This is a genomic window from Roseateles sp. DAIF2, assembly GCF_015624425.1.
In the GTDB taxonomy this organism is placed as follows: domain Bacteria; phylum Pseudomonadota; class Gammaproteobacteria; order Burkholderiales; family Burkholderiaceae_C; genus Kinneretia.
Genome location: NZ_CP049919.1, coordinates 1,239,368 through 1,263,687, shown reverse-complemented (window position 1 = coordinate 1,263,687; position 24,320 = coordinate 1,239,368). Strand labels below are relative to the sequence as shown.

The following is a 24,320-nucleotide window of genomic DNA, read 5'->3' as shown; positions in this document are numbered from 1 at the left end:
ATGACCGCCAAGCTCCTGCCCCTGCTGGTTTCGCTGTCCTCCGCGCTGCTGCTGGCCCCGCCGGCCGCCGCGCAGGCCCCGGCCGCGACCCGCGGCCCCGCGCTGAAGGCCCAGACCCCGGTGACATTGAACTTCGTCAATGCCGACATCGAGGCGGTGACCCGCGCGATCGGCGTGATGATGGACCGCCAGTTCCTGATCGACCCGCGCGTCAAGGGCCAGATCACGCTCTACAGCGAACAGCCGCTGAGCGTGCGCGAGGCCTATCTGAGCTACCTGGCCGGCCTGCGCGGCCTGGGCTTCACGGTGGTCGAATCCGGTGGCCTGTACAAGGTGGTGCCGGAGGCCGATGCCAAGCTGCAGACCAGCGCGGTGGTGGTCGGCGGCGAGGGTGGCAAGCAGCGCGGCGACCAGATCCTGACCCAGGTCTACAAGCTCAGCCACGAGAACGCCAACAACCTGGTCGCGGTGCTGCGCCCGCTGATCAGCCCGAACAACACGATCAACGCCAACCCGGGCAACAACAGCCTGGTGATCACCGACTACGCCGAGAACCTGCAGCGCCTGTCGCGCATCATCGCGGCGATGGACACACCCAGCGGCACCGATCTCGAGGTGGTGCCGCTCAAGCATGCGGTGGCCTCCGACATCGCGGCCCTGGTGCAGAAGCTGGCCGAGGGCGGCGGTGCGGTGCCCGGGGCACCGGGCCAGGCCGGCGGCGGCAGCGGGCTCAGCGTGCTGGCCGATCCGCGCAGCAATGCGCTGATCCTGCGCGCGCCCAATGCGGCGCGCATGGCCTCGCTGCGCGCGATGATCGACAAGCTGGACCAGCCGGCGCTGGACAACAACGCCGCCGGCAATATCCGCGTCGTCTACCTGAAGAATGCCGACGCGGTGAAGCTGGCCACGGTGCTGCGCGCCGCCTTCGGCGGCGGTGCGGGCGGCGGCTCCGGCGGCAGCGGCTCGGGCAGCAGTTCTTTCGGCGGCAGTGGCTCGCTGACCCCGGCCAGCCAGGGCACGATCAGCGCCGCCGCCGGCGGCCTGGGCGGCAGCAATACCAGCAGCAGCAACAGCGGCAGCCAGGGTTCCACCGCGGCCACGACGCCGGTGGCCGCCTCGGCCAGCCCCTCGACCGGCGGCTTCATCCAGGCCGATCCCTCGACCAACTCGCTGATCATCACCGCCCCCGAGCCGCTGTACCGCCAGATCCGCGCCGCGATCGACCAGCTCGACGGCCGGCGCGCGCAGATCCATGTCGAGTCGATGATCGTCAAGGTCGATGCCAGCAAGATGGGCCAGTTCGGCGTGCAATGGCAGGGCATCACCGGCAACAAGGGCGACTCGACGATCGGCGGCATCGGCACCAATTTCGGCAGCGGCAACCAGAACATCATCAACCTGTCCGGCGCCGTGGCCAACGGCCGCGCCGGCATCGGGGACGCGCTGAAAACCGGTGGCTTCCCGCAGGGGATGAACATCGGCGTGCTGCAGAAGATCGGCGGCTTCTACACCCTGGGCGCGATCGCCAATTTCCTCGAGGCCAACACCGGCGCCAACATCCTGTCGACGCCGAACCTGGTGGCGCTGGACAACGAGGAGGCCAAGATCGTGATCGGCCAGAACGTGCCCTTCGTGACCGGCAGCTTCACCAACACCGGCACCGGCACCGGTTCGGTCAACCCCTTCCAGACCATCGACCGCCGCGACGTTGGCCTGACCCTGCGCGTGCGCAGCCAGGTCGGCGAGGGCGGCACGGTGCGCATGACCGTCTACCAGGAGAACTCCTCGGTGGTCGGCGGCACCAGCAGCTCCAGCAGCGGTCCGACCACCGACAAGAGCGCGATCGAGACCACCGTGGTGGTCGACGACGGCCAGATCATGGTGCTGGGCGGCCTGATGAAGGACGAATACCAGGACGGCGACGACCGGGTGCCGGGTCTTGCCAGCATCCCGCTGCTGGGCCAGCTGTTCAGGAGCGAGAACCGCAAACGGGTTAAGTCCAATCTGATGGTGTTCCTGCGCCCGGTGGTGATGCGCGACCAGCGCAGCCTGGACCAGCTGACCCTGGACCGCTACGAGGCGATCCGCGCCAACCAGCAGAATGCCCAGCCGCGCCAGAGCGCCGTGCTGCCCGAGACCGGCGCGCCGGTGCTGCCCGCGCTGCCGGGCTCGGTGCCGGCTACGCCGGCGGCGCCCGCCTCGGCACCGGGCAACTGAGGACCGGCGACCATGGCCATCCGCCACCCCCTGCCCTATGCCTATGCCAAGGCCAACACCGTGCTGCTGGAGGACGACGGCAACCAGCTGACCCTGTGGGCCGCGCCCGAGGTGGCGCTGGCCACCCTGTCCGAGGTGCAGCGCCTCTATGCGCTGGACCGGCTCGAGCATGAGGCCCGGGCCACCCTGGCCGAGCGCATCAACAGCGCCTATGCCGGCAGCGAGTCGAGCGCCGCGGTGGTGGTGGGCGAGGTCGAGAGCGCGGTGGACCTGTCGCGCATGATGCAGGACCTGCCGGCGGTCGAGGACCTGCTGGAGGCGGCCAACGACGCGCCGATCATCCGCATGCTCAATGCGCTCTTGACCCAGGCCGCCAAGGACGGCGCCAGCGACATCCATATCGAGCCCTTCGAGCGCGCCTCCTCGGTGCGCTTTCGCGTCGACGGCACCCTGCGCGAGGTGGTGCAGCCCAAGCGCGGCCTGCATGCCGCGCTGATCTCGCGTCTGAAGATCATGGCCGAGCTGGACATCGCCGAGAAGCGCCTGCCGCAGGACGGCCGCATCTCGCTGCGCATCGGCGGCCGCGCGATCGACGTGCGCGTCTCCACCCTGCCCTCGGCGCATGGCGAGCGCGCGGTGCTGCGCCTGCTGGACAAGACCGAATCGAAGTTCACCCTGGAAGGCCTGGGCATGAGTGGCGAGGTGCTGTCCGCCTTCAAGCGCGTGGTGCAGCAACCGCATGGCATCGTGCTGGTCACCGGCCCGACCGGCTCCGGCAAGACGACCAGCCTCTATGCCTCGCTGCAGACGGTCGACACCAGCACCACCAATGTGCTGACCGTCGAGGATCCGATCGAGTACGAGCTGCCCGGCATCGGCCAGACCCAGGTCAACAGCAAGATCGACCTGACCTTCGCGAAGGCGCTGCGCGCGATCCTGCGCCAGGATCCGGACGTGATCATGATCGGCGAGATCCGCGACTACGAGACCGCGCAGATCGCGATCCAGGCCTCGCTGACCGGCCACCTGGTGCTGGCCACCCTGCACACCAACGATGCGCCGAGCGCCGTAACCCGCCTGATGGACATGGGCGTCGAGCCCTTCCTGCTCAGCTCCAGCCTGCTGGGCGTGCAGGCCCAACGCCTGGTGCGCAAGCTGTGCGACGGCTGCAAGCGCCAGGGCCCCGATGGCCATTGGCATCCGGTCGGCTGCCCGGCCTGCGGCCAGACCGGCTACCGCGGCCGCACCGGCGTCTACGAGCTGATGGTGCTGGACGACGAGTTGCGCGCGCTGGTGCACCAGCGCGCCTCCGAGGGCGAGCTGGCGATCGCCGCGCGCGCCAAGGGCCTGCGCTCGATGCGTGAGGACGGCGAGCGCCTGATCGCCGAGGGCATCACCTCGGCCGAGGAAGTCCTGCGCGTCACCCGCGACTAGTAGCCCGCCATGCCCGCCTTCAAGTACGAAGCCCTGAACGCCGCCGGCCGCAGCAGCACCGGCCTGCTGGAGGCCGACAACGCCCGCGCCGCGCGCGCCCAGCTGCGCGCGCAGCAGCTGGTGCCGCTGAGCGTGGCGCCGGTCGAGCAGCATGGCGCCGAGGCCCAGGGCGGCATCGGTTTCATGAAGCGCCGCGTCTTCAGCGCCACCACCCTGTCGGTCTGGACACGCCAGCTGGCCGGCCTGGTCGGCTCGGGCCTGCCGATCGAGCGCGCGCTGACCGCGCTGGCCGACGAGAGCGAGGACCAGCGCCAGGCCGAGCTGCTGGCGCAGCTGAAGGCCGAGGTCAATGCCGGCGCGCCCTTCGCGCGCGCGCTGGCCAGCGCGCCGCGCGAGTTCGACGAGGTCTACCGCGCGGTGGTCGCCGCCGGCGAGCAGAGCGGCGCCCTGGGCGCGGTGCTGGAGCGCCTGGCCGACGACCTGGAGCAACGCCAGGAGCTGCGTGCCAAGCTGATCGGCGCGATGGCCTATCCGGCCATCGTCTCGCTGATCGCGGTCGTCATCGTGATCTTCCTGGTCACCTATGTGGTGCCGCAGATCGCCACCGTGTTCACCGGCAGCAAGCGCGCCCTGCCCTTCCTGACCGTCGCGATGCTGGCGCTCAGCGACTTCGTGCGCCACTGGGGCTGGCTGATGCTGGGCCTGCTGGCGGGCGGCTTCTCGGCCCTGTCCTGGGCGCTGCGCAATGCCGCCTTCCGCGAGCGCTTCGACGCGGCCCTGCTGAAGCTGCCGCTGATGGGGCGGCTCACGCGCGGCTACAACGGCGCGCGCTTCGCCGCGACCCTGGCGATGTTGGCCGGCGCCGGCGTGCCGATCCTGAAGGCCTTGCAGGCCGCGGCCGAGACCCTCTCCAACCGCGCGATGCGCGCCGATGCGCTGGACGCGCTGGTGCAGGTGCGCGAGGGCGCGCCGCTCGGTTCGGTGCTGGCCGGCAAGAAGCGCTTCCCCGGCATCCTGGCGATGTTCGCGCGCCTGGGCGAGCAGACCGGCCAGCTGCCGCAGATGCTGGAGCGCGCCGCGCGCCAGCTCGGCACCGAGGTGCAGCGCCGCGCGATGGCCATGGCCACCCTGCTGGAGCCGCTGCTGATCGTCGCGATGGGCGCGATCGTGATGCTGATCGTGCTGGCCGTGCTGCTGCCGATCATCCAGCTCAACACCTGGGTGAAGTGAGCTAGGCCCCCTTGCCGTACAGCGCCTCGGCGCGCTGATACAGCAGCCAGCTGGTCGCGATGTACTTGTTGCCGCCCCGCGGCATATTGCCGCGGTGGGTGTGGGTGAAGGCCGCCGGCGCGATCAGCAGGCTGCCGGTGCGGGGTCGGATCTTGCGCTGCTGGTAGAGAAACTCGGTCTCGCCGGCCGCAAAGCCGTCGTTCAGGTAGATCGTCCACAGCAGGGCGCGGTGCAGGGTCTCGCCGCGGTCGTCCTTCGGGTATTGCTCGCTGTGCCAGTAGGGATAGCCGCCCTGGTCCGCCAGGTATTTCTGCAGATTGATGCCGCCGGGGCGGAACACCTTGGCGACCAGCGCCGTCAGCAGTTCGTCCTTCATCTCCGCCACATCGGCCGCCTCGACCACCGTCAGCGCGCCCGAGGGCTGGCGCTGCTTGAGCTGCAGCGGCGCCAGCGCCACATGGGCATAGCGGCGCAGGTAATGCCGGAAGCCGCCCAGCACCGCATCGTTCAGCAGCTGCCGCGCATCGGCCCAGCCGCTCGACTGGTCGAGCTGGATGTCCCAGCTGTCCTTCAGGCTCAGGTCGACGCCGCTGCCGGTGCTGCCGCGCTGCGCCTGGCCGCTGGCCTCGAAGCGCTCGATCAGCTGCCGGCAGGTGGCGGCGTCCAGCACCTCGTCGTAGACCTCGACAAAATCCATGGTGGGCATGACGGCCGGGCGAAAGTTCAAAGCAAAATTACACCACGCCCAGAACTCCAAGAATCCCACATGCCGGCCACCCTGGACAGACAACTCGTCGTCGCGATCTCCTCGCGCGCCCTCTTCGATTTCGAGGAGGAGAATGAACTCTTCGAGGCCGGCGACGACCGCGCCTACATGGCGCTGCAGCAGCAGCGCCTGGACGTGCCGGCCAAGCCCGGCGTGGCCTTCTCGCTGGTGCACAAGCTGCTGGGCTTCAATGTCGGCGCGGCCGCGCCGCGGGTCGAGGTGGTGGTGCTGTCGCGCAACGACCCGATCTCGGGCATGCGGGTGTTCCGCTCGGCCCAGCATTTCGGGCTGAAGATCGAGCGCGGCGTGTTCACCCGCGGCACCAGCCCCTGGCGCTATCTGCGCCCGCTGAAGGCCCAGCTCTTCCTGTCGGCCAACGAGGCCGATGTGCGCTCGGCGCTGGGCGCCGGCGTCGCGGCCGCGCGCGTGCTGCCCAGCGGGGCGCGCGCCTCGGACGCGCATCCGCATGAGCTGCGCATCGCCTTCGACGGCGACGCGGTGCTGTTCTCCGACGAGGCCGAGCAGGTCTACCAGGCCAGCGGGCTGGACGCCTTCCAGGCCCATGAGATCGAGCGCGCCGGCCTGCCGCTGCCCGCCGGCCCCTTCAAGCCGGTGCTGGAGGCCCTGCACCGCCTGCAGCGCGACAAGGAGGATGCGATGAGCGTGCGCACCGCCCTGGTCACCGCGCGCAGCGCGCCGGCCCATGAGCGCGCGCTGCGCACCCTGATGAACTGGCAGATCGAGGTCGACGAGGCGATGTTCCTCGGCGGCCTGGCCAAGGGCGAGTTCCTGCGCGAGTTCGAGCCCGACTTCTTCTTCGACGACCAGATCGGCCATGTCGAGAGCGCGCGCGCCCATGTGCCGGCCGGCCATGTCGCCAGCGGCGTGAAGAACGTCTGACCCCCTCGGTCTGCCGCACAATCCGCCCCCACGCGGCGCCAGCCTACCCGGCGGCGCCCGCCCTCCTCCCGCTATCAACCCAGGCCCACAAGGACTGCACGTGACCCTGCTCTGCACGCCATTGCGACTCCTGCCCCTGTTCGCCGCGCTGGGCTTCGGCCTGGCCGCGGCCCAGCCGACGACCGGCTACTACCGCATGCCCGCGCTGCAGGGCGAGCAGCTGCTGTTCGTCGCGGAGGGCGATCTGTGGCGCGCGCCGGCCCAGGGCGGCGGGGCGCAGCGCCTGAGCAGCCATGCCGGCAGCGAGACGCATCCGGCCCTCTCGCCCGATGGCCGCTGGCTGGCCTTCATCGGCCAGTACGACGGCGGCGCCGGCGATGTCTATGTGATGCCGGCCGCAGGCGGCGTGCCCAAGCGCCTGAGCTGGAACCAGAGCGCGCAGCAGCGGGTCTGGGGCATCAGCGCCCAGGGCGAGGTGATCTTCACCGGCCCGAACCCGAGCGGCCAGCCCGGCACGCGCCTGCTGGCCGCCGACATCGCCAGCGCGCGCTTGCGCGCCCTGCCGGTCAACCAGGCCAGCGACGGCGCGCTGAGCGCCGATGGCCGTCAGCTGTTCTTCACCCGCAACGGCCTGCGCGGCGACAACGCCCGCCTCTACCGCGGCGGCGGCATCGCGCGCCTGTGGGCGCTGGATCTGGACGGCCAGGCCGAGGCGCGAGCCCTGGTCGACGACGGCCACAACAACCTGCGCCCGCAGCCCTACCGCGACGCCGGCGGCGCCCTGCGCATCGCCTTTCTGTCGGACCGCGACGGCCGCTTCAACCTCTGGTCGGTCGACGCCAAGGGTCAGGACTTGCGCCAGCACACGCGACACCGCGACTGGGACATCCGCCAGCTCAGCCTGGCCGCCGACGGGCGCGCCCTGGCGGTCTACAGCCTGGGCGCCGACCTCTACCGCCTGGACCTGGGCGGCGGCGCCGAGCCGCAGCGGCTGGCGATCGGCCTGAGCGGCGATTTCGACCAGCAGCGCCAGCGCTGGATCGACAAGCCGCAGGACTTCCTCAGCCACCTGGCCTTCGCCCCCGACGGCGAGCGCGTGCTGCTGACCAGCCGCGGCCGCCTGGCCACCCAGGGCGCCGGCCCGCTGCGCCGCGCCGAGCTGCCCCTGCCCGCCGGGCTGAAGGACGGCGGGCGCTGCCGCGAGGCCAAGTTCAGCGCCGATAGCAAGCAGGTGTTCGCGCTGTGCGACTTCGGCGGCGAGCTGGAGGTCTGGCGCTTCGCGGCCGATGGCCTGAGCCCGCCCCAGCAGCTGACCCGCGATGCGCAGGCGATGCGCCTGCAGCTGCAGCCCTCGCCGGACGGCCGCTACCTCGCGCACAGCGACAAGGAGGGCCGGCTCTACCTGACCGACCTGCAGGCCAAGGCGCCGGCCGAGGCCACCCGCGAGATCGACCGCGACCGCCATGGCAACGATTATGGCGAGCTGCGCTGGTCGCCGGACGGCCGCGCGCTGGCCTACAGCCGCAACGAGGGCAGTGGCTGGCGCGAGCAGCTGATGCTCTACACCCCGGCCGACCAGCGCCTGCATGTGCTGACCGGTGACCGCTACGACAGCGCCTCGCCCGCCTTCAGCCCGGACGGGCGCTGGCTCTATTTCCTGTCGCGCCGCCATTTCGCGACCAGCGGCCGCCCCAATCCCTGGGGCGACCGCAATATGGGCCCGAGCTTCGAGCGCGGCTGGAAGGTCTATGCGCTGGCGCTGCAGGCCGGCCCGCAGCGCTTCCCCTTCGCCGCCGCCGACGAGCTGCAGCCGGCCAAGCCCGACGAGAAACCCGAAACCAAGCCGGAGGCCAAGTCCGAGTCGAGCAGCAAGCCGCGCCTGCCCGAGATCGCCACCGCCGGCCTCGCGCAGCGCCTGTACGAGCTGCCGCTGGCGCCGGGCAACTACAGCGAGCTGGCCACCGACGGCAAGCGCCTGTGGCTGCTCGACGAGGAGCGCGGCAGCCGCGCGCTGAAGAGCCTGCCCATCGGCCCGCAGGAGAGCAAGACCGAGACCCTGGCCGAGCAGGTGCAGGCCTATGCGCTGAGCCGCGACGGCAAGAAGCTGATGCTGCGCCGCGGCGCGGAGGGCGCCACGCCGGAGATCCTGATCGTCGAGAGCGGACCCAAGCTGCCGACCGATCTGGGCAAGGCCCAGGTGCGCTGGAGCGACTGGCAGATCGCCACCGAGCCGCGCGCCGAATGGCGCCAGATGTTCCATGACGCCTGGCGCATGCAGCGCGACTTCTTCTACGACAAGGCCTTGCACGGCGTGGACTGGAACGCGATGCGCGACAAGTACGCGCCGCTGGTGGAGCGCGTCACCGAGCGCGGCGAGCTCAGCGATCTGCTGCAACAGCTGGTCGGCGAACTGAGCCTGCTGCACAGCCAGGTGATCGCGCCCGATGTGCGCAAGGGCCCGCAGGAGCCGGGCCTGGCCGGCCTGGGCGCCGAGCTGCAGCGCGTCGAGCAGGGCTGGCGGGTCGAGCGCCTCTACACCGGCGACCCCGAGCTGCCCGCCGAGGCCGGCCCGCTGGCCGCGCCCGGGCTTGCCATCGCACCCGGCGCCCTCATCACGCGCATCAACGGCCGCCCCGCGGCCGAGTCCGCGCATCCCAGCGAGCTGCTGCGCGGCCAGGCCGGCCGCCAGGTGCTGCTGGAGCTGCAGGATCGCCCCGGCGCCGCCGCACGCCGTGTCATCGTGACCCCGGTGGACGCGATGCGCGAGGCGCGGCTGCGCCTGGACGACTGGCGCTACGGCCGCGCCCGCGCAGTGGCCGCGGCCTCGCAGGGCCGCATCGGCTATCTGCATCTGCGCGCGATGGGGCGCGACGACATCGCCGATTTCGCGCGCGAGTTCTACGCCCAGGTCGACCGCGAGGGTCTGATCATCGATGTGCGCCACAACGGCGGCGGCAATATCGACAGCTGGATCCTCAACACCCTGCTGCGCCGCGCCTGGATGTTCTGGCAGCGCCGCTCGCCGGAGAACGCGCCGCCGGGCTCGAACATGCAGCAGACCTTCCGCGGCCAGGTGGTGGTGCTGGCCAACGAAGAGACCTATTCCGATGGCGAGACCTTCACCGAGGGCTTCAAGCGCCTGGGCCTGGGCCCGGTGATCGGCCGCACCACGGCCGGCGCCGGCGTCTGGCTGTCGGACCGCAACCGCCTGGCCGACAACGGCATGGTGCGCGCCGCCGAGACCGGCCAGTTCCTGCTGGAGGACGGCCGCTTCATCATCGAGGGTCAGGGCGTGCGTCCCGACATCGAGGTCGACAACCCGCCGCGCGCCAGCGCCCTGGGCCAGGACGCGCAGCTCGATGCCGCCCTGGCCTGGCTGCGCAAGGCCATGAGCGAGAAGCCGCTGCGCGAGCCGCGCCCCGGCCCCTATCCGCGCCCGCTGGCGCGCTGAGCGCAGCCTCCGGCCGGACCGCAAGGTCCGGCCGTCCAGCAGCCCCGATTTCCCACGAGTCCCGGGTTTCCCCTAGGATTCGGGTTTTGCCACCGAGCTGAAAAGAACATATGCATAGCGCGCAAGCCGACATCGCCCTCATCGGCCTGGCCGTGATGGGCCAGAACCTGATCCTCAACATGAACGACCATGGCTTCACCGTCGTGGCCTACAACCGCACCACGTCCAAGGTGGACGAGTTCCTGGCCCATGAGGCCAAGGGCACGAAGGTGATCGGCGCGCATTCGATCGAGGAGATGGTCGGCCTGCTGAAACGCCCGCGCCGCGTGATGCTGATGGTCAAGGCCGGCGCGCCGGTGGACGAGTTCATCGAGCAGCTGCTGCCGCACCTGGAGCCGGGCGACATCATCATCGACGGCGGCAACTCGCTGTTCGACGACACCGCGCGCCGCGTCAAGTACGTCGAGTCCAAGGGCCTGCTCTACATCGGCACCGGCGTCTCCGGCGGCGAGGAAGGCGCGCGCTTCGGCCCCAGCATCATGCCCGGCGGCTCGCCGGCGGCCTGGCCGCATGTGAAGCCGATCTTCCAGGCCATCGCCGCCAAAGTCGATGACGGCTCCCCCTGCTGCGACTGGGTCGGCGAGGGCGGCTCGGGCCATTACGTCAAGATGGTGCACAACGGCATCGAGTACGGCGACATGCAGCTGATCTGCGAGGCCTACCAGCTGATGCAGGAAGGCCTGGGCCTGACGCCCGACGAGATGAGCGCGATGTTCGCCGACTGGAACCGCGGCGAGCTCGACTCCTACCTGATCGAGATCACCCGCGACATCCTGGCCAAGAAGGACGAGGCGGACGGCGCGCCGCTGGTCGACAAGATCCTCGACACCGCCGGCCAGAAGGGCACCGGCAAATGGACCGTGATCTCCTCGGCCGACCTGGGCATCCCGATCACGCTGATGGCCGAGGCGGTCTACAGCCGCTGCGTCTCCGCGATGAAGAACCTGCGCGTCGAGGCGGCCAGGCTGTTCCCGGGCGGCAGCCGCAAGATCGAGGACGCCGAGCGCGCCGCCTTCGTCGAGGAGATCCGCCAGGCGCTCTACGCCTCCAAGATCGTCAGCTATGCCCAGGGCTATATGCTGATGGCGGCGGCCGCCGAGCAGAACGGCTGGCACCTGAACTACGGCGGCATCGCGCTGATGTGGCGCGGCGGCTGCATCATCCGCAGCGCCTTCCTCGGCAACATCAAGGACGCCTTCGACCAGAACCCGCAGCTGCAGAACCTGCTGCTGGCGCCCTTCTTCGAGCAGGCGATCAAGAAGAGCGAGGCCAGCTGGCGCCGCGTGGTCGCCACCGCGGTGCTGAAGGGCATCCCGGTGCCGGCCTTCGCCAGCGCGCTGGCCTTCTTCGACGGTTTCCGCAGCGCGCGCCTGCCGGCCAACCTGCTGCAGGCCCAGCGCGACTACTTCGGTGCCCATACCTATGAACGCGTGGACCAGCCGCGCGGCCAGTTCTTCCACACCAACTGGACCGGCAGCGGCGGGCGCACCGCGTCGAGCACCTACTCGGTCTGAGCCGGACGGCCCAGCGCGGCGCGCAGGGCCGCCTGGGCGTCTTCCAAGCGGCCGGGCAGCACCCGGCCGTCCTCCAGATCCGCGAACTCAAGCATGGCCTGCGGCGCAAAGCGGCGCAGGGGCTCGGCCGCCGGCGACAGCGGGCGGATGTGGAACAGCACGCCCGGCACCGTGACCAGTTCAAAACTCAGGCAGGGAAAGCCGCCGGTGGCGTAGTAGTCCTGCCCGCGCAGCAGCAAGAGCTCCCGCGGGCCGGTCTGGAACAGGTAGAAGGCGCCCGAGTCACCCAGTTCCTCGAACTCGACATAGGCCTCGGCCTCGACCCGCAGCACCTCGGCCCGGTTCTGCGCCAGCGCCCGGCGCAGGGCCCACAGCCGCCCGCGCCCCTGCCGCTCCTTGGGCACCCAGAGGATCAGCAGCAGCAGGCCCGCTACCCACAGCGCGCCCAGCATCGAGTAGTAGAAGCCATGGCTGCCGAACAGCCCGAAGCCCAGGCCCACCAGCAGCGCCGCGCCGAAGGCCTGGACGGCCTCGCGCACCTTGGCCCGCGGCGACAGGCGCCGCTCCCAATGGGCCAGATCGGCGCCCAGGCGCCGTTTCTCGGACCCGTTGAGCGGCCGGTTCAGCGTTTCCCGCATCGTTGCCGCCTCCCTTTGGAGGTGCAAAAACTCAAGCCAGGGTCACGCGCGCGAACTTGCGCTTGCCGACCTGCAGCACGAAGGTGCCGGCTTCCAGCTTCAGGCCCTTGTCGCTGATCACCGTGCCGTCGATCCGGACGCCGCCCTGCTCGACCATGCGCATCGCCTCGCTGCCCGAGGCCACCAGCCCCGCCGCCTTCAGCAGCGCGCCGATGCCCTGCGGGGCGCCGGACAGGTTTAGCGCCGGGATGTCGTCCGGAATGCCGCCCGCGGCGCGCTTGTTGAAGTCCTGCTCGGCCTCGTCGGCCGCGCTCGCCGAATGGAAGCGAGCGGTGATCTCCTTGGCCAGCAGCACCTTGGCTTCCTTGGGGTTGCGGCCGGCCTCGGTCTCGGCCTTCAGGCGCGCGATCTCGTCCAGCGGGCGGAAGCTCAGCAGCTCGAACCATTTCCACATCTGCACGTCGCTGATCGACAGGATCTTCGCGAACATCTGCGTGGCCGGATCGGTGATGCCCACATAGTTGTTCTTGGACTTGGACATCTTCTCGACGCCGTCCAGGCCCTCTAGCAGGGGCATGGTCAGGATGCACTGCGGCTCCTGGCCATATTCCTGCTGCAGGTGGCGGCCCATCAGCAGGTTGAATTTCTGGTCGGTGCCGCCCAGCTCCAGGTCGCTCTTCAGCGCCACCGAGTCGTAGCCCTGCATCAGCGGGTAGAGGAACTCGTGCACCGAGATCGGGGTCTGGGCCGCGAAGCGCTTGGTGAAGTCGTCGCGCTCCATCATGCGCGCCACCGTGTACTTGGCGGCCAGCTGGATCAGGCCGCGCGCGCCCAGCGGGTCGCTCCACTCGCTGTTGTAGCGGATCTCGGTGCGGGCGGGGTCCAGCACCAGGCTGGCCTGCTTGTAGTAGGTCTCGGCGTTGTGCTTGATCTGCTCGGGCGTCAGCGGCGGGCGCGTGGCATTGCGGCCCGAGGGGTCGCCGATCATCGAGGTGAAGTCGCCGATCAGGAAGATCACCTGGTGGCCCAGGTCCTGCAGCTGGCGCATCTTGTTCAGCACCACCGTGTGGCCGATGTGGATGTCCGGCGCGGTCGGGTCCAGGCCCAGCTTGATGCGCAGCGGCACGCCGGTGGCCTCGGCGCGGGCCAGCTTGTTCAGCCAGTCGGCCTCGGGCAGCAGCTCGTCCACGCCGCGCTTGGAGATGGCCATGGCCTCGCGCACCTTGTCCGTGACCGGATAACGCGGGGCTTCGGCGGGAGCGGAAGACGGCGTGGCGGCTGGAGTTCGCGATTCGGACATGGCGTGGAAGTTTGGGCGCAGGCTAGATGTAAAGCCTTGATTTATCGGGTTTTCTTGGCGTTGACGAGGCGATCGCCTCGGTATACTCGCCGCTGTTTTGCGTCAGAACCCCTCGCTTGGGGGTGTGGCGCAAACCATGAATTCTAGTGGACGCCCCTCGTGCTCCATGGCTCCCTGACCATCGGGCAGGACGGCAAAACAACAAGGTCCCAGGTTTTTAAGCGTGATTGACTGGAAAAACGAACTGAAGCAGGCTCTGGCGCGAGCCGAAGCCTTCGCAGCTCGGCACCCGCGCGCCCTCACCAGCACCGTGGTGGGCCTGCTGGGCGGCTTTGCCGTCACCGCCTTTGGTATCGCACCGCTGGCGCCCAATGCCGAGGATCTGCCGCAATACCTGATCACCGAGCCGGTGCGCACGCTGGATCTGGACGAGCAGCTCAGCGCGCTGGCCGCGCATCAGATGGCCCTGGTCCGCAACGACCAGACCCGCGCCAGCGACACCGCCGATTCGCTGCTGCGCCGCATGGGCGCCTTCGACCCGGCCGCCGCCGCCTTCCTACGCAATGACCAGCTGGGCCAGCGCGTGCTGAAGGGCCGCGTCGGCAAGATGGTGCAGCTGAGCGCCGATGCCGACGGCACCGTGCGCTCGATGATCGTGCGCTTCCCGGCCGAGCTGGCCGAGCAGCAGGCCACCCACTTCAGCCGCCTGAGCATCGAGCGCCAGGGCGAGGTCTTCAGCGCCCGGCTCGAGACCGTGCCGCTGCAGGCCCAGGTGCGCCTGGGCAGCGGCATGGTGCGCAGCTCGCTGTTCGTCGCCACCGACGAGGCCGGCATCCCCGATGCGATCGCCTCGCAGATGGCCGACATGTTCTCCGGCGACATCGATTTCCACCGCGAGCTGCGCAAGGGCGACCGCTTCTCGGTGGTGTTCGAGGCCATGACCGCCGACGGCGAGCCGATCAATTGGGGCCAGACCAGCGGCCGCGTGATCGCCGCCGAGTTCGTCAACAACGGCAAGAGCCATGCCGCGGTCTGGTACAAGGATTCCGCGACCGGCAAGGGCAACTTCTACGGCTTCGATGGCCAGAGCAAGCGCCGCTCCTTCCTGGCCAGCCCGATGGAGTTCTCGCGCGTGACCTCCGGTTTCGCGATGCGCTTCCACCCGATCCTGCAGAAGTGGCGCGCCCACCTCGGCACCGACTACGGCGCGCCGACCGGCACGCCGGTGCGCACCGTCGGCGACGGCGCGGTCGAGTTCGCCGGCTGGCAGAACGGCTTCGGCAATGTGATCTTCGTGCGCCACAGCGGCGAGCGCCAGACCGTCTACGCCCACCTGAGCCGCATCGACGTCAAGAAGGGCCAGAAGGTCGAGCAGGGCCAGAAGATCGGCGCCGTCGGCGCCACCGGCTGGGCCACCGGCCCGCATCTGCACTTCGAATTCCGCGTCAAGGGCCAGCACCAGGATCCGCGCGTGATCGCGCGCGCCTCCGAGGCGATCAACCTGCCGGCCAGCGCCAAGGCGCAGTTCCAGGCCACCGTGGCCAGCGTCAAGAACCAGCTCTCGGCCGCCGAGTCGATGGGCGTCGGCGTCAGCGGCGCGGACTGAGCCCCGGCCGACCGTGAGCGATCTGTTCATCGGCCTGATGTCCGGCACCTCGCTGGACGGGGTCGACGCGGTGCTGGCGCGCTTCCCGGGCCGCGACGGCACCCCGGCCGAGGTGCTGGGCCACCGGCACCAGCCCTTCGAAGATTTTTTGCGCGAGGAGCTGCTCGCACTGAACAGCCCCGGCGCCAACGAGGCGCACCGCTGCGCGCTGGCCGCCAATGGCGTCGCGCGCGCCTATGCCCAGCTGAGCCATGAGCTGCTGCGCGAGACGGGCCACCAACCCAGCGAGGTGCGCGCGCTCGGTGCCCATGGCCAGACCATCCGCCATCGCCCCGGCGAGTTCGACGGCAGCGGCTACACCCTGCAGCTGCTCAACGGCGCCCTGCTGGCCGAGCTGAGCGGCATCGACGTGATCTGCGACCTGCGCAGCCGCGACCTCGCCGCCGGCGGCCAGGGCGCGCCGCTGGTGCCAGCCTTCCACCGCGCGCTGTTTGGCCGCGCCGACGCGGATGTCGCGGTGCTGAACATCGGCGGCATCAGCAATATCAGCCTGCTGGGCCGTGACGGCGCCACCCTCGGCTACGACTGCGGGCCGGGCAACTGCCTGATGGACTTTTGGGTGGCGCGGCATCGCGGCCTACCCTATGACGCCGATGGCGCCTGGGCCGCCAGCGGCCGGGCGCTGCCGACGCTGCTGCAGACTCTGCTGGCCGAACCCTTCTTCGCGCTGCCCGCACCGCGCAGCACCGGCCGCGACCTGTTCAATCCCGACTGGCTGCTGCGCCAGCTGCCCGCCGACGCCCGCCCCGAGGATGTGCAGGCCACCCTGCTCGAGCTGACCGCGGCCAGCATCGCCGACTGCCTGCGCGACGCGGCGGCCGGCAGCGAGCTGCTGGTCTGCGGCGGCGGCGCCCTGAACGGCCGGCTGATGGCGCGCTTGCAGACCCGACTGCCCGCGCTAACCGTGCTGAGCAGCGCCGCCCGCGGCCTGCCGCCGATGCAGGTGGAGGCCGCCGCCTTCGCCTGGCTGGCCCAGCGCTTCGTGCGCCGCGAGCCGGGCAATCTGCCGCGCGTCACCGGCGCCGCCGGCCCGCGCCTGCTGGGCGCGCTGCACCCGGCCTAAGAGCTGCAGAGGAAATGCAAAGGCCGCCCGCAGGCGGCCTCAGAGGCGGGATGCGACGAGCGCCCGATCAGACCGAGAAGCTCGAACCGCAGCCGCAGGTGGTGCTCGCGTTCGGGTTCTTGATCACGAACTGCGCGCCCTGCAGGTCTTCCTTGTAGTCGATCTCGGCGCCCATCAGGTACTGCAGGCTCATCGCGTCGATCAGCAGGGTGACGCCGTTCTTGTTCATCTGGGTGTCGTCTTCGTTGACGGCCTCGTCGAAGGTGAAGCCGTACTGGAAGCCGGAGCAGCCGCCGCCCTGCACGAACACGCGCAGCTTCAGATCCGGATTGCCTTCCTCGGCCACCAGATCACGCACCTTGTCGGCGGCGCTGTCGGTGAAGACCAGCGGCGCGGGCATGTCGTCGGCGCCAACGGTGGGAGTGTCGAGAACTGCGCTCATGATGGAATTTCCTGATAGATGGCTCTGACGCCGATTGTCCACCCAAACGGGCGACCTTGCAGACGGAGGATATTTGGGGACGCCCCCAAATGAAACAAGGCCGCTGCGAGGCAGCGGCCTTGTTGCCAAACCCGGCAGGCCGAGCTCGGGATCGATCAGCGCTTGCTGAACTGCTTACGACGACGAGCGCCGTGCAGACCGACCTTCTTACGCTCGACTTCACGCGCATCGCGAGTGACGAAGCCGGCGCGGCTCAGTTCGGGCTTCAGCGCGGCGTCGTAGTCGATCAGCGCGCGGGTGATGCCGTGACGGACGGCGCCGGCCTGGCCGGACTCGCCACCACCGTGGACGTTCACCTTGATGTCGAAGGCCTCGCCATTGTTCGTCAGCAGCAGGGGCTGCTTGGCGATCATGATCGAGGTTTGACGGCCGAAGTACTGCTCAACGGGCTTGCCGTTGATGACGATCTGGCCCGTGCCCTTCTTGATGAAGACGCGAGCGACCGACGACTTGCGGCGTCCGGTACCGTAGTTCCAGTTTCCGATCATTGCCGCTCCTTAGATTTCCAGCGCCTTCGGCTGCTGGGCGGTATGCGGGTGCGTGGCACCTGCGTAAACCTTCAGCTTCTTCACCATGGCATAACCCAGCGGGCCCTTGGGCAGCATGCCCTTGACGGCCTTCTCCAGGGCACGGCCCGGATGCTTGGCTTGCATGTCCTTGAACTTGGTGGCGTAGATGCCGCCCGGGAAACCCGAGTGACGGTAGTACACCTTGTCCGTGGCTTTGTTGCCGGTGACACGCAGCTTGTCGGCGTTGATGATGACGATGAAATCACCGGTGTCGACGTGAGGCGTGTAGATGGCCTTGTGCTTGCCGCGCAAACGGAGTGCCACTTCGCTGGCAACACGTCCGAGCACCTTGTCGGTGGCGTCAATCACAAACCACTCGTGCGTCACCTCGGCCGGCTTGGCGCTGAAGGTCTTCATGAGTATCTTTCTAAAAACCGCTCATCCATCACAAGCGCGAAGGACAAGGGGCGGTAGCATGGCTGAACATCAATCCCGGAGCTCTAGTTCGGTGCCGCTTCGTCAAAGGCGGCCTCTCATGCGGGCACAAGGACCTCTTCCCCGCAGCCAAATACGGGAAAGCCCGCGAGTGTACCCGATCATGCCGGACACGCCAAGAGGGCGCGGACAAGGCCGGGCACAGGGCCTCGGATAAAATCAGGGTTATTACTTACACCACCGCCATGACCGCGCCGCAAAAACCCGCCGCCGCCGCCGAATCCGCCCCGGCCTGGGGGGCGCTGCAGCTGCTGCCCTCCTGGGTGCCGATCCGCTCGCTGGCGCGCCGGCATCGCCGCCGCATCAAGGACCATCTGCTGAGCCTGTCCGAGCGCGACCGCTACCTGCGTTTCGGCTACCCGGCCTCAGATGAGCAGATCACCCGTTATGCGATGGGCCTGGATTTCGAGCGCGACGAGGTGCTGGGCATCTTCAACCGCCGGCTGCAGCTGGTGGCGATGGCGCATCTGGCCTACGCCCCGCAGCCGCAGCGCCAGGGCAAGCCGGCGATGGCCGAGTTCGGCGTCTCGGTGCTGGACAAGGCGCGCGGCCGCGGCTTCGGCGCCCGGCTGTTCGAACGCGCCGCCCTGCATGCTCGCAACCGCGGCATCGAGACCCTGTTCATCCACGCGCTGAGCGAGAACGCGCCGATGCTGAAGATCGCGCGCAAGGCCGGCGCCACGGTGGAGCGCGACGGCTCCGAGTCCGAGGCCTGGCTGCGCCTGCCGCCGGACACGGTGGCCTCCCATGTCGGCGAGGCGATCGAGCGCCACATGGCCGAGCTGGACTTCCAGTTCAAGCGCCATATCCGCGTGCTGGGCGACATCATCGACGGCGTGGCCGAGGTGAAATCCCAGTTCGACGACGCCGGCAACAAGGCCGCCAAGCAGTAGCCGACCACCGCCGACCTTTCATAGGCGCAGGCCGCCGACTCCGACACCCCGCGTCTGGGGGTAGGCACGGGGGTTCTTGTCACGAAATTCCGTTACATTTCGTCGCTTAGGTGCCGAGGGGCGCCGCCAACCATACGAGATCACGAGGGATGCAAACAATCGTTCCGTGGATCATCGCGCTGGTATCCGGCCTGGGTTTCGTGGCGATCGCCGTGCTGTGGCTGCTGCGCCGCCCCAGCCAGGGCGCCAAGCCGCTGCCCACCGAGTGGTCCCTGAGCGCACGCCCCGTGTTCAGCACCGATGAGCGCCGCGTCTACCGCCTGCTCAAGGAAGCGCTGCCGCACCATGTCATCCTGTCCAAGCTGCCGCTGGTGCGCTTCTGTCAGCCCACCGAGGCCAAGCAGGTGCGCTACTGGTTCGACCTGCTGGGCGCCACCCATGTGAGCTTCGCGATCTGCAGTCCGAACGGCCGCGTGCTGGCCGCGGTGGACCTGGACAGCGACCGCCAGGCCTCCAGCCGCAGCCTGCAGATCAAGCAGTCGGTGCTGGGCGCCTGCCGCGTGCGCTATCTGCGCTGCCCGATCGACAACCTGCCCAGCGCCGCCGAGCTGCAGCTGCTGGTGCCCTTCAGCGGCGCCGCCAACCGCGGCCCGCAGCCGGCCACCCTGCCGCAGCGGGCGCCGGCGCGCCCCAGCATCAGCGCCAAGACGCCGCGCCGCGGCGGCAGCCGCGAGAACCTCTGGCAGGACTCGGCCGTGTTCCACGACTCCTTCTTCGCGCCGGACAGCCGCTACGACAGCCTGGCCGGCAGCCGCCCGGGCTTCCGCAACAGCCGCCCCTTCGGCGAGCCGCTGGGCGCCGATTCGCAGTACCCGGACGAGGCGCCGAATGACATCGTCGGCGTGGTGGTGGACTCGCCGCGCTACGGTCATCGCTAGACTGCGAACCGAGCCCACTCCCTGACACGGCGCCGCGGGCGCCGTTTTTCATGAGCATCCACAGCAGCACCGACACCAGCTTCCGCGACCTGACCCCCGAGTTCATGCTGGACGCGCTGGAAAGCGTCGGGCTGTACGGCGATGGCCGCATGCTGCAGCTGAACTCCTACGAGAACCGGGTGCTGCAGGCGCATCTGGAGGACGGCAGGATCGCGGTGGCCAAGTTCTACCGCCCCGGCCGCTGGAGCGATGCGCAGATCATGGAGGAGCATGCCTTCGCGCAGGAGCTGCTGGCGGCCGAGGTGCCGGTGGCCGCCCCCTGGACGCTCGGCGAGGCGGCCGCGACCCTGATCCATTACCAGGGCCAGCGCTTCGGCGTCACGCCGCGCCAGGGCGGCCGCGCGCCGGAGCTGGAGGATCCCGCGGTGCTGACCTGGATCGGCCGCTACCTGGGCCGCATCCATGCGGTGGGGCGCCAGCGGCCCTTCGAGCATCGCCTGGCCTGGGCCAGCGCCGAGCCCGGCCGGCAGGCGCTGGACTGGCTGCTGGCGCATGAAAGCGTGCCGCTGGAGATCCGCCCGGCCTGGGAAGATGCGCTGCGGCGCTGCCTGGACGCGATCCAGCAGGCCTTCGATGCCCTGCCCGACCTGCAACTCGGCCGCCTGCATGGCGACTGCCATCCCGGCAATATCCTGTGGACGCCCGACCGGGGCCCGCATTTCGTCGACCTGGACGACGCGGTCACCGGCCCGGCGGTACAGGACCTGTGGATGCTGCTGTCCGGCGACGCGCTGAGCATGCGCCAGCAGCTGGCCTGCGTGCTGGAGGGCTACGAGAGCATGGCGGAATTCGACCGCCGCGAGCTGGCCCTGATCGAGCCGCTGCGCACCCTGCGCATGATCCACCACAGCGCCTGGCTGGCGCGGCGCTGGGGCGACCCGGCCTTCCCGCTGGCCTTCCCCTGGTTCGGCACGGCCAACTACTGGAACGACCAGGTGGTCAAGCTGCGCGAGCAGCTGGAGGCGATGCGGCCGGAGCCGATCGCCCCCCAGGCGCCCGACGAAGACGATTATGTCTTCTGGGACCAAGACCGGACATGAAAAGTCCAGTGGACTGTTCATGCCTGTCGAGGGCCTTGGGCCACTGGCCCAAGGCGCCTGCTCAGCCCAACAACATCGCGTTGACGCGCTTCACATAGGCCGCCGGATCTTCCAGGCTGCCCCCTTCTGCCAGCACAGCCTGGTCGAAGATCACATGGGCCAGGTCCTCGAAGCGCGGGTTGCCGTCCAGCTTCTTCACCAGCTCATGCTCGGCATTGATCTCCAGGGTCGGCAGCGAGGCCGGCGCGGCCTGGCCTGCCTGCTTCAGGAGGCGCGCCAGATGGCCGCTCATGTCGCCCTCCTCGACCACGATGCAGGCGGGCGAGTCGACCAGGCGGGTGGTGACGCGCACATCCTTGGCACGGCCCTGCAGCGCGGCCTTGAGCTTCTCCAGCAGCGGCTTGAACTGCTCGGCAGCCTCCTCGGCCTTCTTCTTCTCGTCCTCGTCCTGCAGCTTGCCCAGGTCGACCGCGCCCTTGGCGACCGATTGCAGCGGCTTGCCCTCGAACTCGTAGAGGTGCGAGAGCATCCATTCGTCGACGCGATCGACCAGCAGCAGCACCTCGATGCCCTTCTTGCGGAAGATCTCCAGCTGCGGGCTGTTCTTGGCGGCCTGCAGGCTGTCGGCGGTGATGTAGTAGATCGCGTCCTGGCCTTCCTTGGCGCGGCCCAGATAGTCGGCCAGGGACACGCCCTCGTCGGCATGAGTCGAGGCGAAGCGCAGCAGCTTGGACAGGCGCTCCTGGTTCTGGTGGTCTTCGCCGATGCCCTCCTTCAGCACCTGGCCGAAGTCGGTCCAGAAGGCGGCGTACTTGTCCTTGTCGGCCTGCTCCTCGCTGTCGGCCAGCGATTCCAGCATCGCCAGCACGCGCTTGGTCGAGCCCTCGCGGATCGCCTTCACGTCGCGGCTTTCCTGCAGCAGCTCTCTAGAGACGTTCAGCGGCAGATCCGCCGAGTCGATCACGCCCTTGACGAAGCGCAGGTAGACCGGCATCAGCGCCTCGGCGTCGTCCATGATGAAGACGCGCTTGACGTAGAGCTTGACGCCGCCGCGCTTGTCGCGGTTCCACAGGTCGAACGGCGCCTTCTTCGGGATATAGAGCAGCTGGGTGTATTCGCTGCGGCCCTCGACGCGGTTGTGCGTGTAGGCCAGCGGCGCCTCCTGGTCATAGGAGATCTGCTTGTAGAACTCCTCGTACTGCTCGGCCGTCACCTCGCTCTTGCTGCGGGTCCACAGCGCCGAGGCCTTGTTGACGCTTTCCCACTCGTCCTTCAGCACCTGCTGGCTCTTTTCGGCGTCCCATTCCTCCTTCTTCATCAGGATGGGCAGCGAGATATGGTCGCTGTACTTGCCGATGATGGACTTCAGGCGCCAGGTCTTGAGGAACTCCTCCTCGCCCTCGCGCAGGTGCAGGATCACGTCGGTGCCGCGGCCGGCCTTCGTGATGGTCTCGACCTCGTAGTCGCCGGTGCCTTCCGAACTCCAGCGCACGCCCTCTTCGGCCTTCAGGCCGGCACGGCGTGTCTCGACCGTGATGCGGTCGGCGACGATGAAGCCGGAGTAGAAGCCGACGCCGAACTGGCCGATCAGGTTGGCGTCCTTCTTCTGGTCGCCCTCCAGCTTGGCCATGAACTCGCGCGTGCCGCTCTTGGCGATCGTGCCCAGGTGGGCGATCGCCTCGTCGGCGCTCATGCCGATGCCGTTGTCGCTGATCGTCACGGTGCGGGCCGCCTCGTCGAAGCTGACGCGCACCTCCAGGTTCGGCTGCTCCTCGTACAGCGCCGCATTGTCCAGCGCCTCGAAGCGCAGCTTGTCGCAGGCGTCGGAGGCGTTGCTGACCAGCTCGCGCAGGAAGATCTCCTTGTTCGAATACAGCGAATGGGTCACCAGATGCAGGATCTGCTTGACCTCGGCCTGGAAGGAATGGGTTTGCTTTGCCATGTGAGATGCGTTCGAAAAGTGGAAGCGACAGAAGCCGCGCGCTGCCCAGATAAGGGCGCCGCGGCCGGCTTCAAGAGGGATTTGTCACAAGCAAACGCAGGGCCGCCCCAAGTTTGCTTGACCCCCTCGGGGGCGGGCGGGCGCAGCCCGGCCCTGGGGGCGCTCAGTAGGACAGGCTCTGCTTCGGAACGTCCACCCGCACCAGGGCCTTGGCCAGTGCGCCGCGCGTGGCGCGGGCGAAGTCCAGCGCGAAGGCCGGATCGCGGAAGGCCGCCGGCCCGACGGCCGCGGCCACCGCCAGCACCTTGTCGGCAATCAGCACCTTGCCGGAGCCCCGCATCGGTTCGCATTCGTTCTTGACGAACTGCTCGTCCAGCCAGCGGCGGGCGGCCTCGAAGTCCAGCACCTCGCTGCCATCCACCACCAGGTCGAACTCCTCGCCCGGACCGAACACAAGCTTGATCTCGCTGCGCATCGCCTGAACCTCCGAGAGTTGTGCAGCGATTCTCTCTCAGCCGCGCGCCGCCTGGACCGCCTCGCTCAGCACCTCCAGCACCGCGATCGAGTCGTCCCAGCCCAGGCAGGCGTCGGTGATGCTCTTGCCGTATTCCAGCTTGGTCGGGTCGTCCTTGCCGGGGCTGAACTTCTGCGCGCCGTCCTTCAGATGGCTTTCCACCATCACGCCGAAGATGCTCCGGCTGCCGGCCTTCAGCTGGGTGCCGATGTCGCGCGCCACATCCAGCTGGCGCTCATGCTTCTTGCTGCTGTTGGCATGCGAGCAGTCGATCATCAGGCGCTGGTCCAGCTTGGAGGCGGCCAGGTCGGTGCAGGCCGCGGCCACGCTGTCGGCGTCGTAGTTCGGCGCCTTGCCGCCGCGCAGGATCACATGGCAGTCCTTGTTGCCCTTGGTCTCGACGATCGCGACCTGGCCGTTCTTGTGCACCGACAGGAAATGGTGCGGCCGCGCCGCGGCCTGGATCGCATCGGTGGCGATCTTGATATTGCCGTCGGTGCCGTTCTTGAAGCCGATCGGCGCCGAGATGCCCGAGGCCAGCTCGCGGTGCACCTGGCTCTCGGTGGTGCGCGCGCCGATCGCCCCCCAGCTGATCAGGTCGCCGATGTACTGCGGCGAGATCACGTCCAGGAACTCGCTGCCGGCCGGCATGCCCAGGCGGTTGATCTCCAAGAGCAGCTGGCGCGCGATGCGCAGGCCCTCGTCGATGCGGTAGCTCTCGTCCAGGTAGGGGTCGTTGATCAGGCCCTTCCAGCCGACCGTGGTGCGCGGCTTCTCGAAGTAGACCCGCATCACGATCTCCAGCGTGTCGGCGTACTTCTCGCGCTCGGTCATCAGGCGGCGCGCGTACTCCAGCGCGGCGGCCGGATCGTGGATCGAGCAGGGGCCGATGATGACCAGCAGGCGGTCGTCCTTGCCCTGCATGATGTCGCGGATCTTCTGACGGGTGCCGGTGATCAGGCGCTCCATCGGCGTGCCGGAGATCGGGAAGAAGCGGATCAGGTGTTCGGGCGGAGGCAAGGGCGTGACATCTCGAATGCGTTGGTCGTCGGTTTCGCTGGTTTTGTCCTGCGGCGAATACCAGCGTTCGGCGGTGGTCTTGGCGTTCATGCTCGTGGGTAGGTGGGTGGGTTCGGATCGATCGGACAGGCGCCGGGACGAAAAAAAACCGCCGGGTGGTGACCCGGC

At 69.1% G+C, this 24,320-nt stretch carries 20 protein-coding genes; 11 read left to right on the top strand and 9 right to left on the bottom strand.

From position 1 onward, the window contains the following. Genes gspD through gspF form a run of 3 tightly spaced genes read left to right on the top strand, consistent with a single transcriptional unit; the run spans position 1 to position 4,881 of the window. Positions 1-2,217: a type II secretion system secretin GspD gene (gene gspD / locus G8A07_RS05905; RefSeq protein ID WP_195796154.1), complete on the top strand. Its 2,217-nt coding sequence runs from the start codon at positions 1-3 to the stop codon at positions 2,215-2,217. Positions 2,218-2,235: 18 nt separating this feature from the next. Then, positions 2,236-3,651, top strand: a complete 1,416-nt coding sequence (gspE, locus tag G8A07_RS05900; protein WP_305798668.1) for a type II secretion system ATPase GspE — start codon at positions 2,236-2,238, stop codon at positions 3,649-3,651. A 9-nt stretch (positions 3,652-3,660) separates the two neighbouring features. Next, positions 3,661-4,881, top strand: coding sequence for a type II secretion system inner membrane protein GspF (gene gspF, locus G8A07_RS05895; protein WP_195796152.1), 1,221 nt, complete (start codon positions 3,661-3,663; stop codon positions 4,879-4,881). 1 nt (position 4,882) lies between these two features. Here the strand turns inward: gspF and G8A07_RS05890 are convergent, their stop codons facing one another. Continuing rightward, entirely contained in the window at positions 4,883-5,587 is a 705-nt protein-coding gene (locus G8A07_RS05890; protein WP_195796151.1) for a 2OG-Fe(II) oxygenase, read from the bottom strand. Positions 5,588-5,647: 60 nt separating this feature from the next. Between G8A07_RS05890 and G8A07_RS05885 the strand changes: the two genes are divergently transcribed. The 3 genes from G8A07_RS05885 (at position 5,648) to gnd (ending at position 11,572) form a co-directional block, all read left to right on the top strand. Next, positions 5,648-6,547 carry a 5'-nucleotidase gene (locus G8A07_RS05885; protein WP_195796150.1) on the top strand — a complete coding sequence of 300 codons (900 nt, stop codon included), beginning with the start codon at positions 5,648-5,650 and terminating at the stop codon, positions 6,545-6,547. Positions 6,548-6,647: 100 nt separating this feature from the next. After that, positions 6,648-9,998 carry a S41 family peptidase gene (locus G8A07_RS05880; RefSeq protein WP_249937239.1) on the top strand — a complete coding sequence of 1,117 codons (3,351 nt, stop codon included), beginning with the start codon at positions 6,648-6,650 and terminating at the stop codon, positions 9,996-9,998. A 110-nt stretch (positions 9,999-10,108) separates the two neighbouring features. Then, positions 10,109-11,572 carry a decarboxylating NADP(+)-dependent phosphogluconate dehydrogenase gene (gnd, locus tag G8A07_RS05875; protein WP_195796149.1) on the top strand — a complete coding sequence of 488 codons (1,464 nt, stop codon included), beginning with the start codon at positions 10,109-10,111 and terminating at the stop codon, positions 11,570-11,572. Here the strand turns inward: gnd and G8A07_RS05870 are convergent. Together G8A07_RS05870 and tyrS are read right to left on the bottom strand one after the other, a co-directional pair. Continuing rightward, positions 11,560-12,210 carry a hypothetical protein gene (locus tag G8A07_RS05870; protein ID WP_195796148.1) on the bottom strand — a complete coding sequence of 217 codons (651 nt, stop codon included), beginning with the start codon at positions 12,208-12,210 and terminating at the stop codon, positions 11,560-11,562. The genes gnd and G8A07_RS05870 overlap by 13 nt on opposite strands. Before the next feature lie 31 nt (positions 12,211-12,241). Further along, a complete protein-coding gene (gene tyrS, locus G8A07_RS05865) occupies positions 12,242-13,420 on the bottom strand; it encodes a tyrosine--tRNA ligase (RefSeq protein ID WP_371816432.1) in 1,179 nt (392 codons plus the stop codon). A gap of 313 nt (positions 13,421-13,733) precedes the next feature. On the opposite strand from tyrS, the gene G8A07_RS05860 reads away from it, so the two are divergent. Together G8A07_RS05860 and G8A07_RS05855 are read left to right on the top strand one after the other, a co-directional pair. Then, positions 13,734-15,116 carry a M23 family metallopeptidase gene (locus G8A07_RS05860; RefSeq protein ID WP_249937238.1) on the top strand — a complete coding sequence of 461 codons (1,383 nt, stop codon included), beginning with the start codon at positions 13,734-13,736 and terminating at the stop codon, positions 15,114-15,116. Between the two features lie 13 nt (positions 15,117-15,129). Then, the gene (locus tag G8A07_RS05855) at positions 15,130-16,239 is read left to right on the top strand and encodes an anhydro-N-acetylmuramic acid kinase (protein WP_195796146.1); all 1,110 of its coding nucleotides are present in this window, start codon (positions 15,130-15,132) and stop codon (positions 16,237-16,239) included. A gap of 67 nt (positions 16,240-16,306) precedes the next feature. Here G8A07_RS05855 and erpA read toward each other — a convergent pair whose 3' ends face one another. The 3 genes from erpA to rplM all read right to left on the bottom strand — a co-directional run bounded on the left by erpA (position 16,307) and on the right by rplM (position 17,667). Further along, positions 16,307-16,681, bottom strand: a complete 375-nt coding sequence (gene erpA / locus G8A07_RS05850) for an iron-sulfur cluster insertion protein ErpA (RefSeq protein ID WP_195796145.1) — start codon at positions 16,679-16,681, stop codon at positions 16,307-16,309. A 155-nt stretch (positions 16,682-16,836) separates the two neighbouring features. Next, positions 16,837-17,229 carry a 30S ribosomal protein S9 gene (rpsI, locus tag G8A07_RS05845; protein WP_195796144.1) on the bottom strand — a complete coding sequence of 131 codons (393 nt, stop codon included), beginning with the start codon at positions 17,227-17,229 and terminating at the stop codon, positions 16,837-16,839. A gap of 9 nt (positions 17,230-17,238) precedes the next feature. Then, positions 17,239-17,667 (bottom strand): 50S ribosomal protein L13, encoded by a 429-nt coding sequence (gene rplM / locus G8A07_RS05840; protein WP_195796143.1) that lies wholly within the window; start codon positions 17,665-17,667, stop codon positions 17,239-17,241. A gap of 263 nt (positions 17,668-17,930) precedes the next feature. On the opposite strand from rplM, the gene G8A07_RS05835 reads away from it, so the two are divergent. From G8A07_RS05835 to G8A07_RS05825, 3 genes are all read left to right on the top strand, one after another. After that, on the top strand, positions 17,931-18,638 hold the full coding sequence (locus tag G8A07_RS05835; RefSeq protein ID WP_195796142.1) for a GNAT family N-acetyltransferase: 708 nt from the start codon (positions 17,931-17,933) through the stop codon (positions 18,636-18,638). A 149-nt stretch (positions 18,639-18,787) separates the two neighbouring features. After that, positions 18,788-19,576 (top strand): DUF2726 domain-containing protein, encoded by a 789-nt coding sequence (locus G8A07_RS05830; protein ID WP_195796141.1) that lies wholly within the window; start codon positions 18,788-18,790, stop codon positions 19,574-19,576. A 50-nt stretch (positions 19,577-19,626) separates the two neighbouring features. Continuing rightward, on the top strand, positions 19,627-20,676 hold the full coding sequence (locus G8A07_RS05825) for a serine/threonine protein kinase (RefSeq protein WP_195796140.1): 1,050 nt from the start codon (positions 19,627-19,629) through the stop codon (positions 20,674-20,676). A gap of 61 nt (positions 20,677-20,737) precedes the next feature. Here G8A07_RS05825 and htpG read toward each other — a convergent pair whose 3' ends face one another. The 3 genes from htpG to G8A07_RS05810 all read right to left on the bottom strand — a co-directional run bounded on the left by htpG (position 20,738) and on the right by G8A07_RS05810 (position 24,242). Continuing rightward, on the bottom strand, positions 20,738-22,618 hold the full coding sequence (gene htpG / locus G8A07_RS05820; protein ID WP_195796139.1) for a molecular chaperone HtpG: 1,881 nt from the start codon (positions 22,616-22,618) through the stop codon (positions 20,738-20,740). Positions 22,619-22,781: 163 nt separating this feature from the next. Further along, complete coding sequence (locus G8A07_RS05815) at positions 22,782-23,093, bottom strand: hypothetical protein (protein ID WP_195796138.1); 312 nt, start codon at positions 23,091-23,093, stop codon at positions 22,782-22,784. 36 nt (positions 23,094-23,129) lie between these two features. Further along, the gene (locus tag G8A07_RS05810) at positions 23,130-24,242 is read right to left on the bottom strand and encodes a 3-deoxy-7-phosphoheptulonate synthase (protein ID WP_195796137.1); all 1,113 of its coding nucleotides are present in this window, start codon (positions 24,240-24,242) and stop codon (positions 23,130-23,132) included. Positions 24,243-24,320 lie beyond the last annotated feature (78 nt).

Coding starts and splice junctions, on each gene's coding strand:
- gspD (WP_195796154.1), top strand. CDS start 1: ATGACCGCCAAGCTCCTGCCCCTGCTGGTTTCGCTGTCCTCCGCGCTG.
- gspF (WP_195796152.1), top strand. CDS start 3,661: ATGCCCGCCTTCAAGTACGAAGCCCTGAACGCCGCCGGCCGCAGCAGC.
- G8A07_RS05890 (WP_195796151.1), bottom strand. CDS start 5,587: ATGCCCACCATGGATTTTGTCGAGGTCTACGACGAGGTGCTGGACGCC.
- G8A07_RS05885 (WP_195796150.1), top strand. CDS start 5,648: ATGCCGGCCACCCTGGACAGACAACTCGTCGTCGCGATCTCCTCGCGC.
- gnd (WP_195796149.1), top strand. CDS start 10,109: ATGCATAGCGCGCAAGCCGACATCGCCCTCATCGGCCTGGCCGTGATG.
- G8A07_RS05870 (WP_195796148.1), bottom strand. CDS start 12,210: ATGCGGGAAACGCTGAACCGGCCGCTCAACGGGTCCGAGAAACGGCGC.
- tyrS (WP_371816432.1), bottom strand. CDS start 13,420: ATGGCCATCTCCAAGCGCGGCGTGGACGAGCTGCTGCCCGAGGCCGAC.
- erpA (WP_195796145.1), bottom strand. CDS start 16,681: ATGAGCGCAGTTCTCGACACTCCCACCGTTGGCGCCGACGACATGCCC.
- rpsI (WP_195796144.1), bottom strand. CDS start 17,229: ATGATCGGAAACTGGAACTACGGTACCGGACGCCGCAAGTCGTCGGTC.
- rplM (WP_195796143.1), bottom strand. CDS start 17,667: ATGAAGACCTTCAGCGCCAAGCCGGCCGAGGTGACGCACGAGTGGTTT.
- G8A07_RS05835 (WP_195796142.1), top strand. CDS start 17,931: ATGACCGCGCCGCAAAAACCCGCCGCCGCCGCCGAATCCGCCCCGGCC.
- G8A07_RS05830 (WP_195796141.1), top strand. CDS start 18,788: ATGCAAACAATCGTTCCGTGGATCATCGCGCTGGTATCCGGCCTGGGT.
- G8A07_RS05825 (WP_195796140.1), top strand. CDS start 19,627: ATGAGCATCCACAGCAGCACCGACACCAGCTTCCGCGACCTGACCCCC.
- htpG (WP_195796139.1), bottom strand. CDS start 22,618: ATGGCAAAGCAAACCCATTCCTTCCAGGCCGAGGTCAAGCAGATCCTG.
- G8A07_RS05815 (WP_195796138.1), bottom strand. CDS start 23,093: ATGCGCAGCGAGATCAAGCTTGTGTTCGGTCCGGGCGAGGAGTTCGAC.
- G8A07_RS05810 (WP_195796137.1), bottom strand. CDS start 24,242: ATGAACGCCAAGACCACCGCCGAACGCTGGTATTCGCCGCAGGACAAA.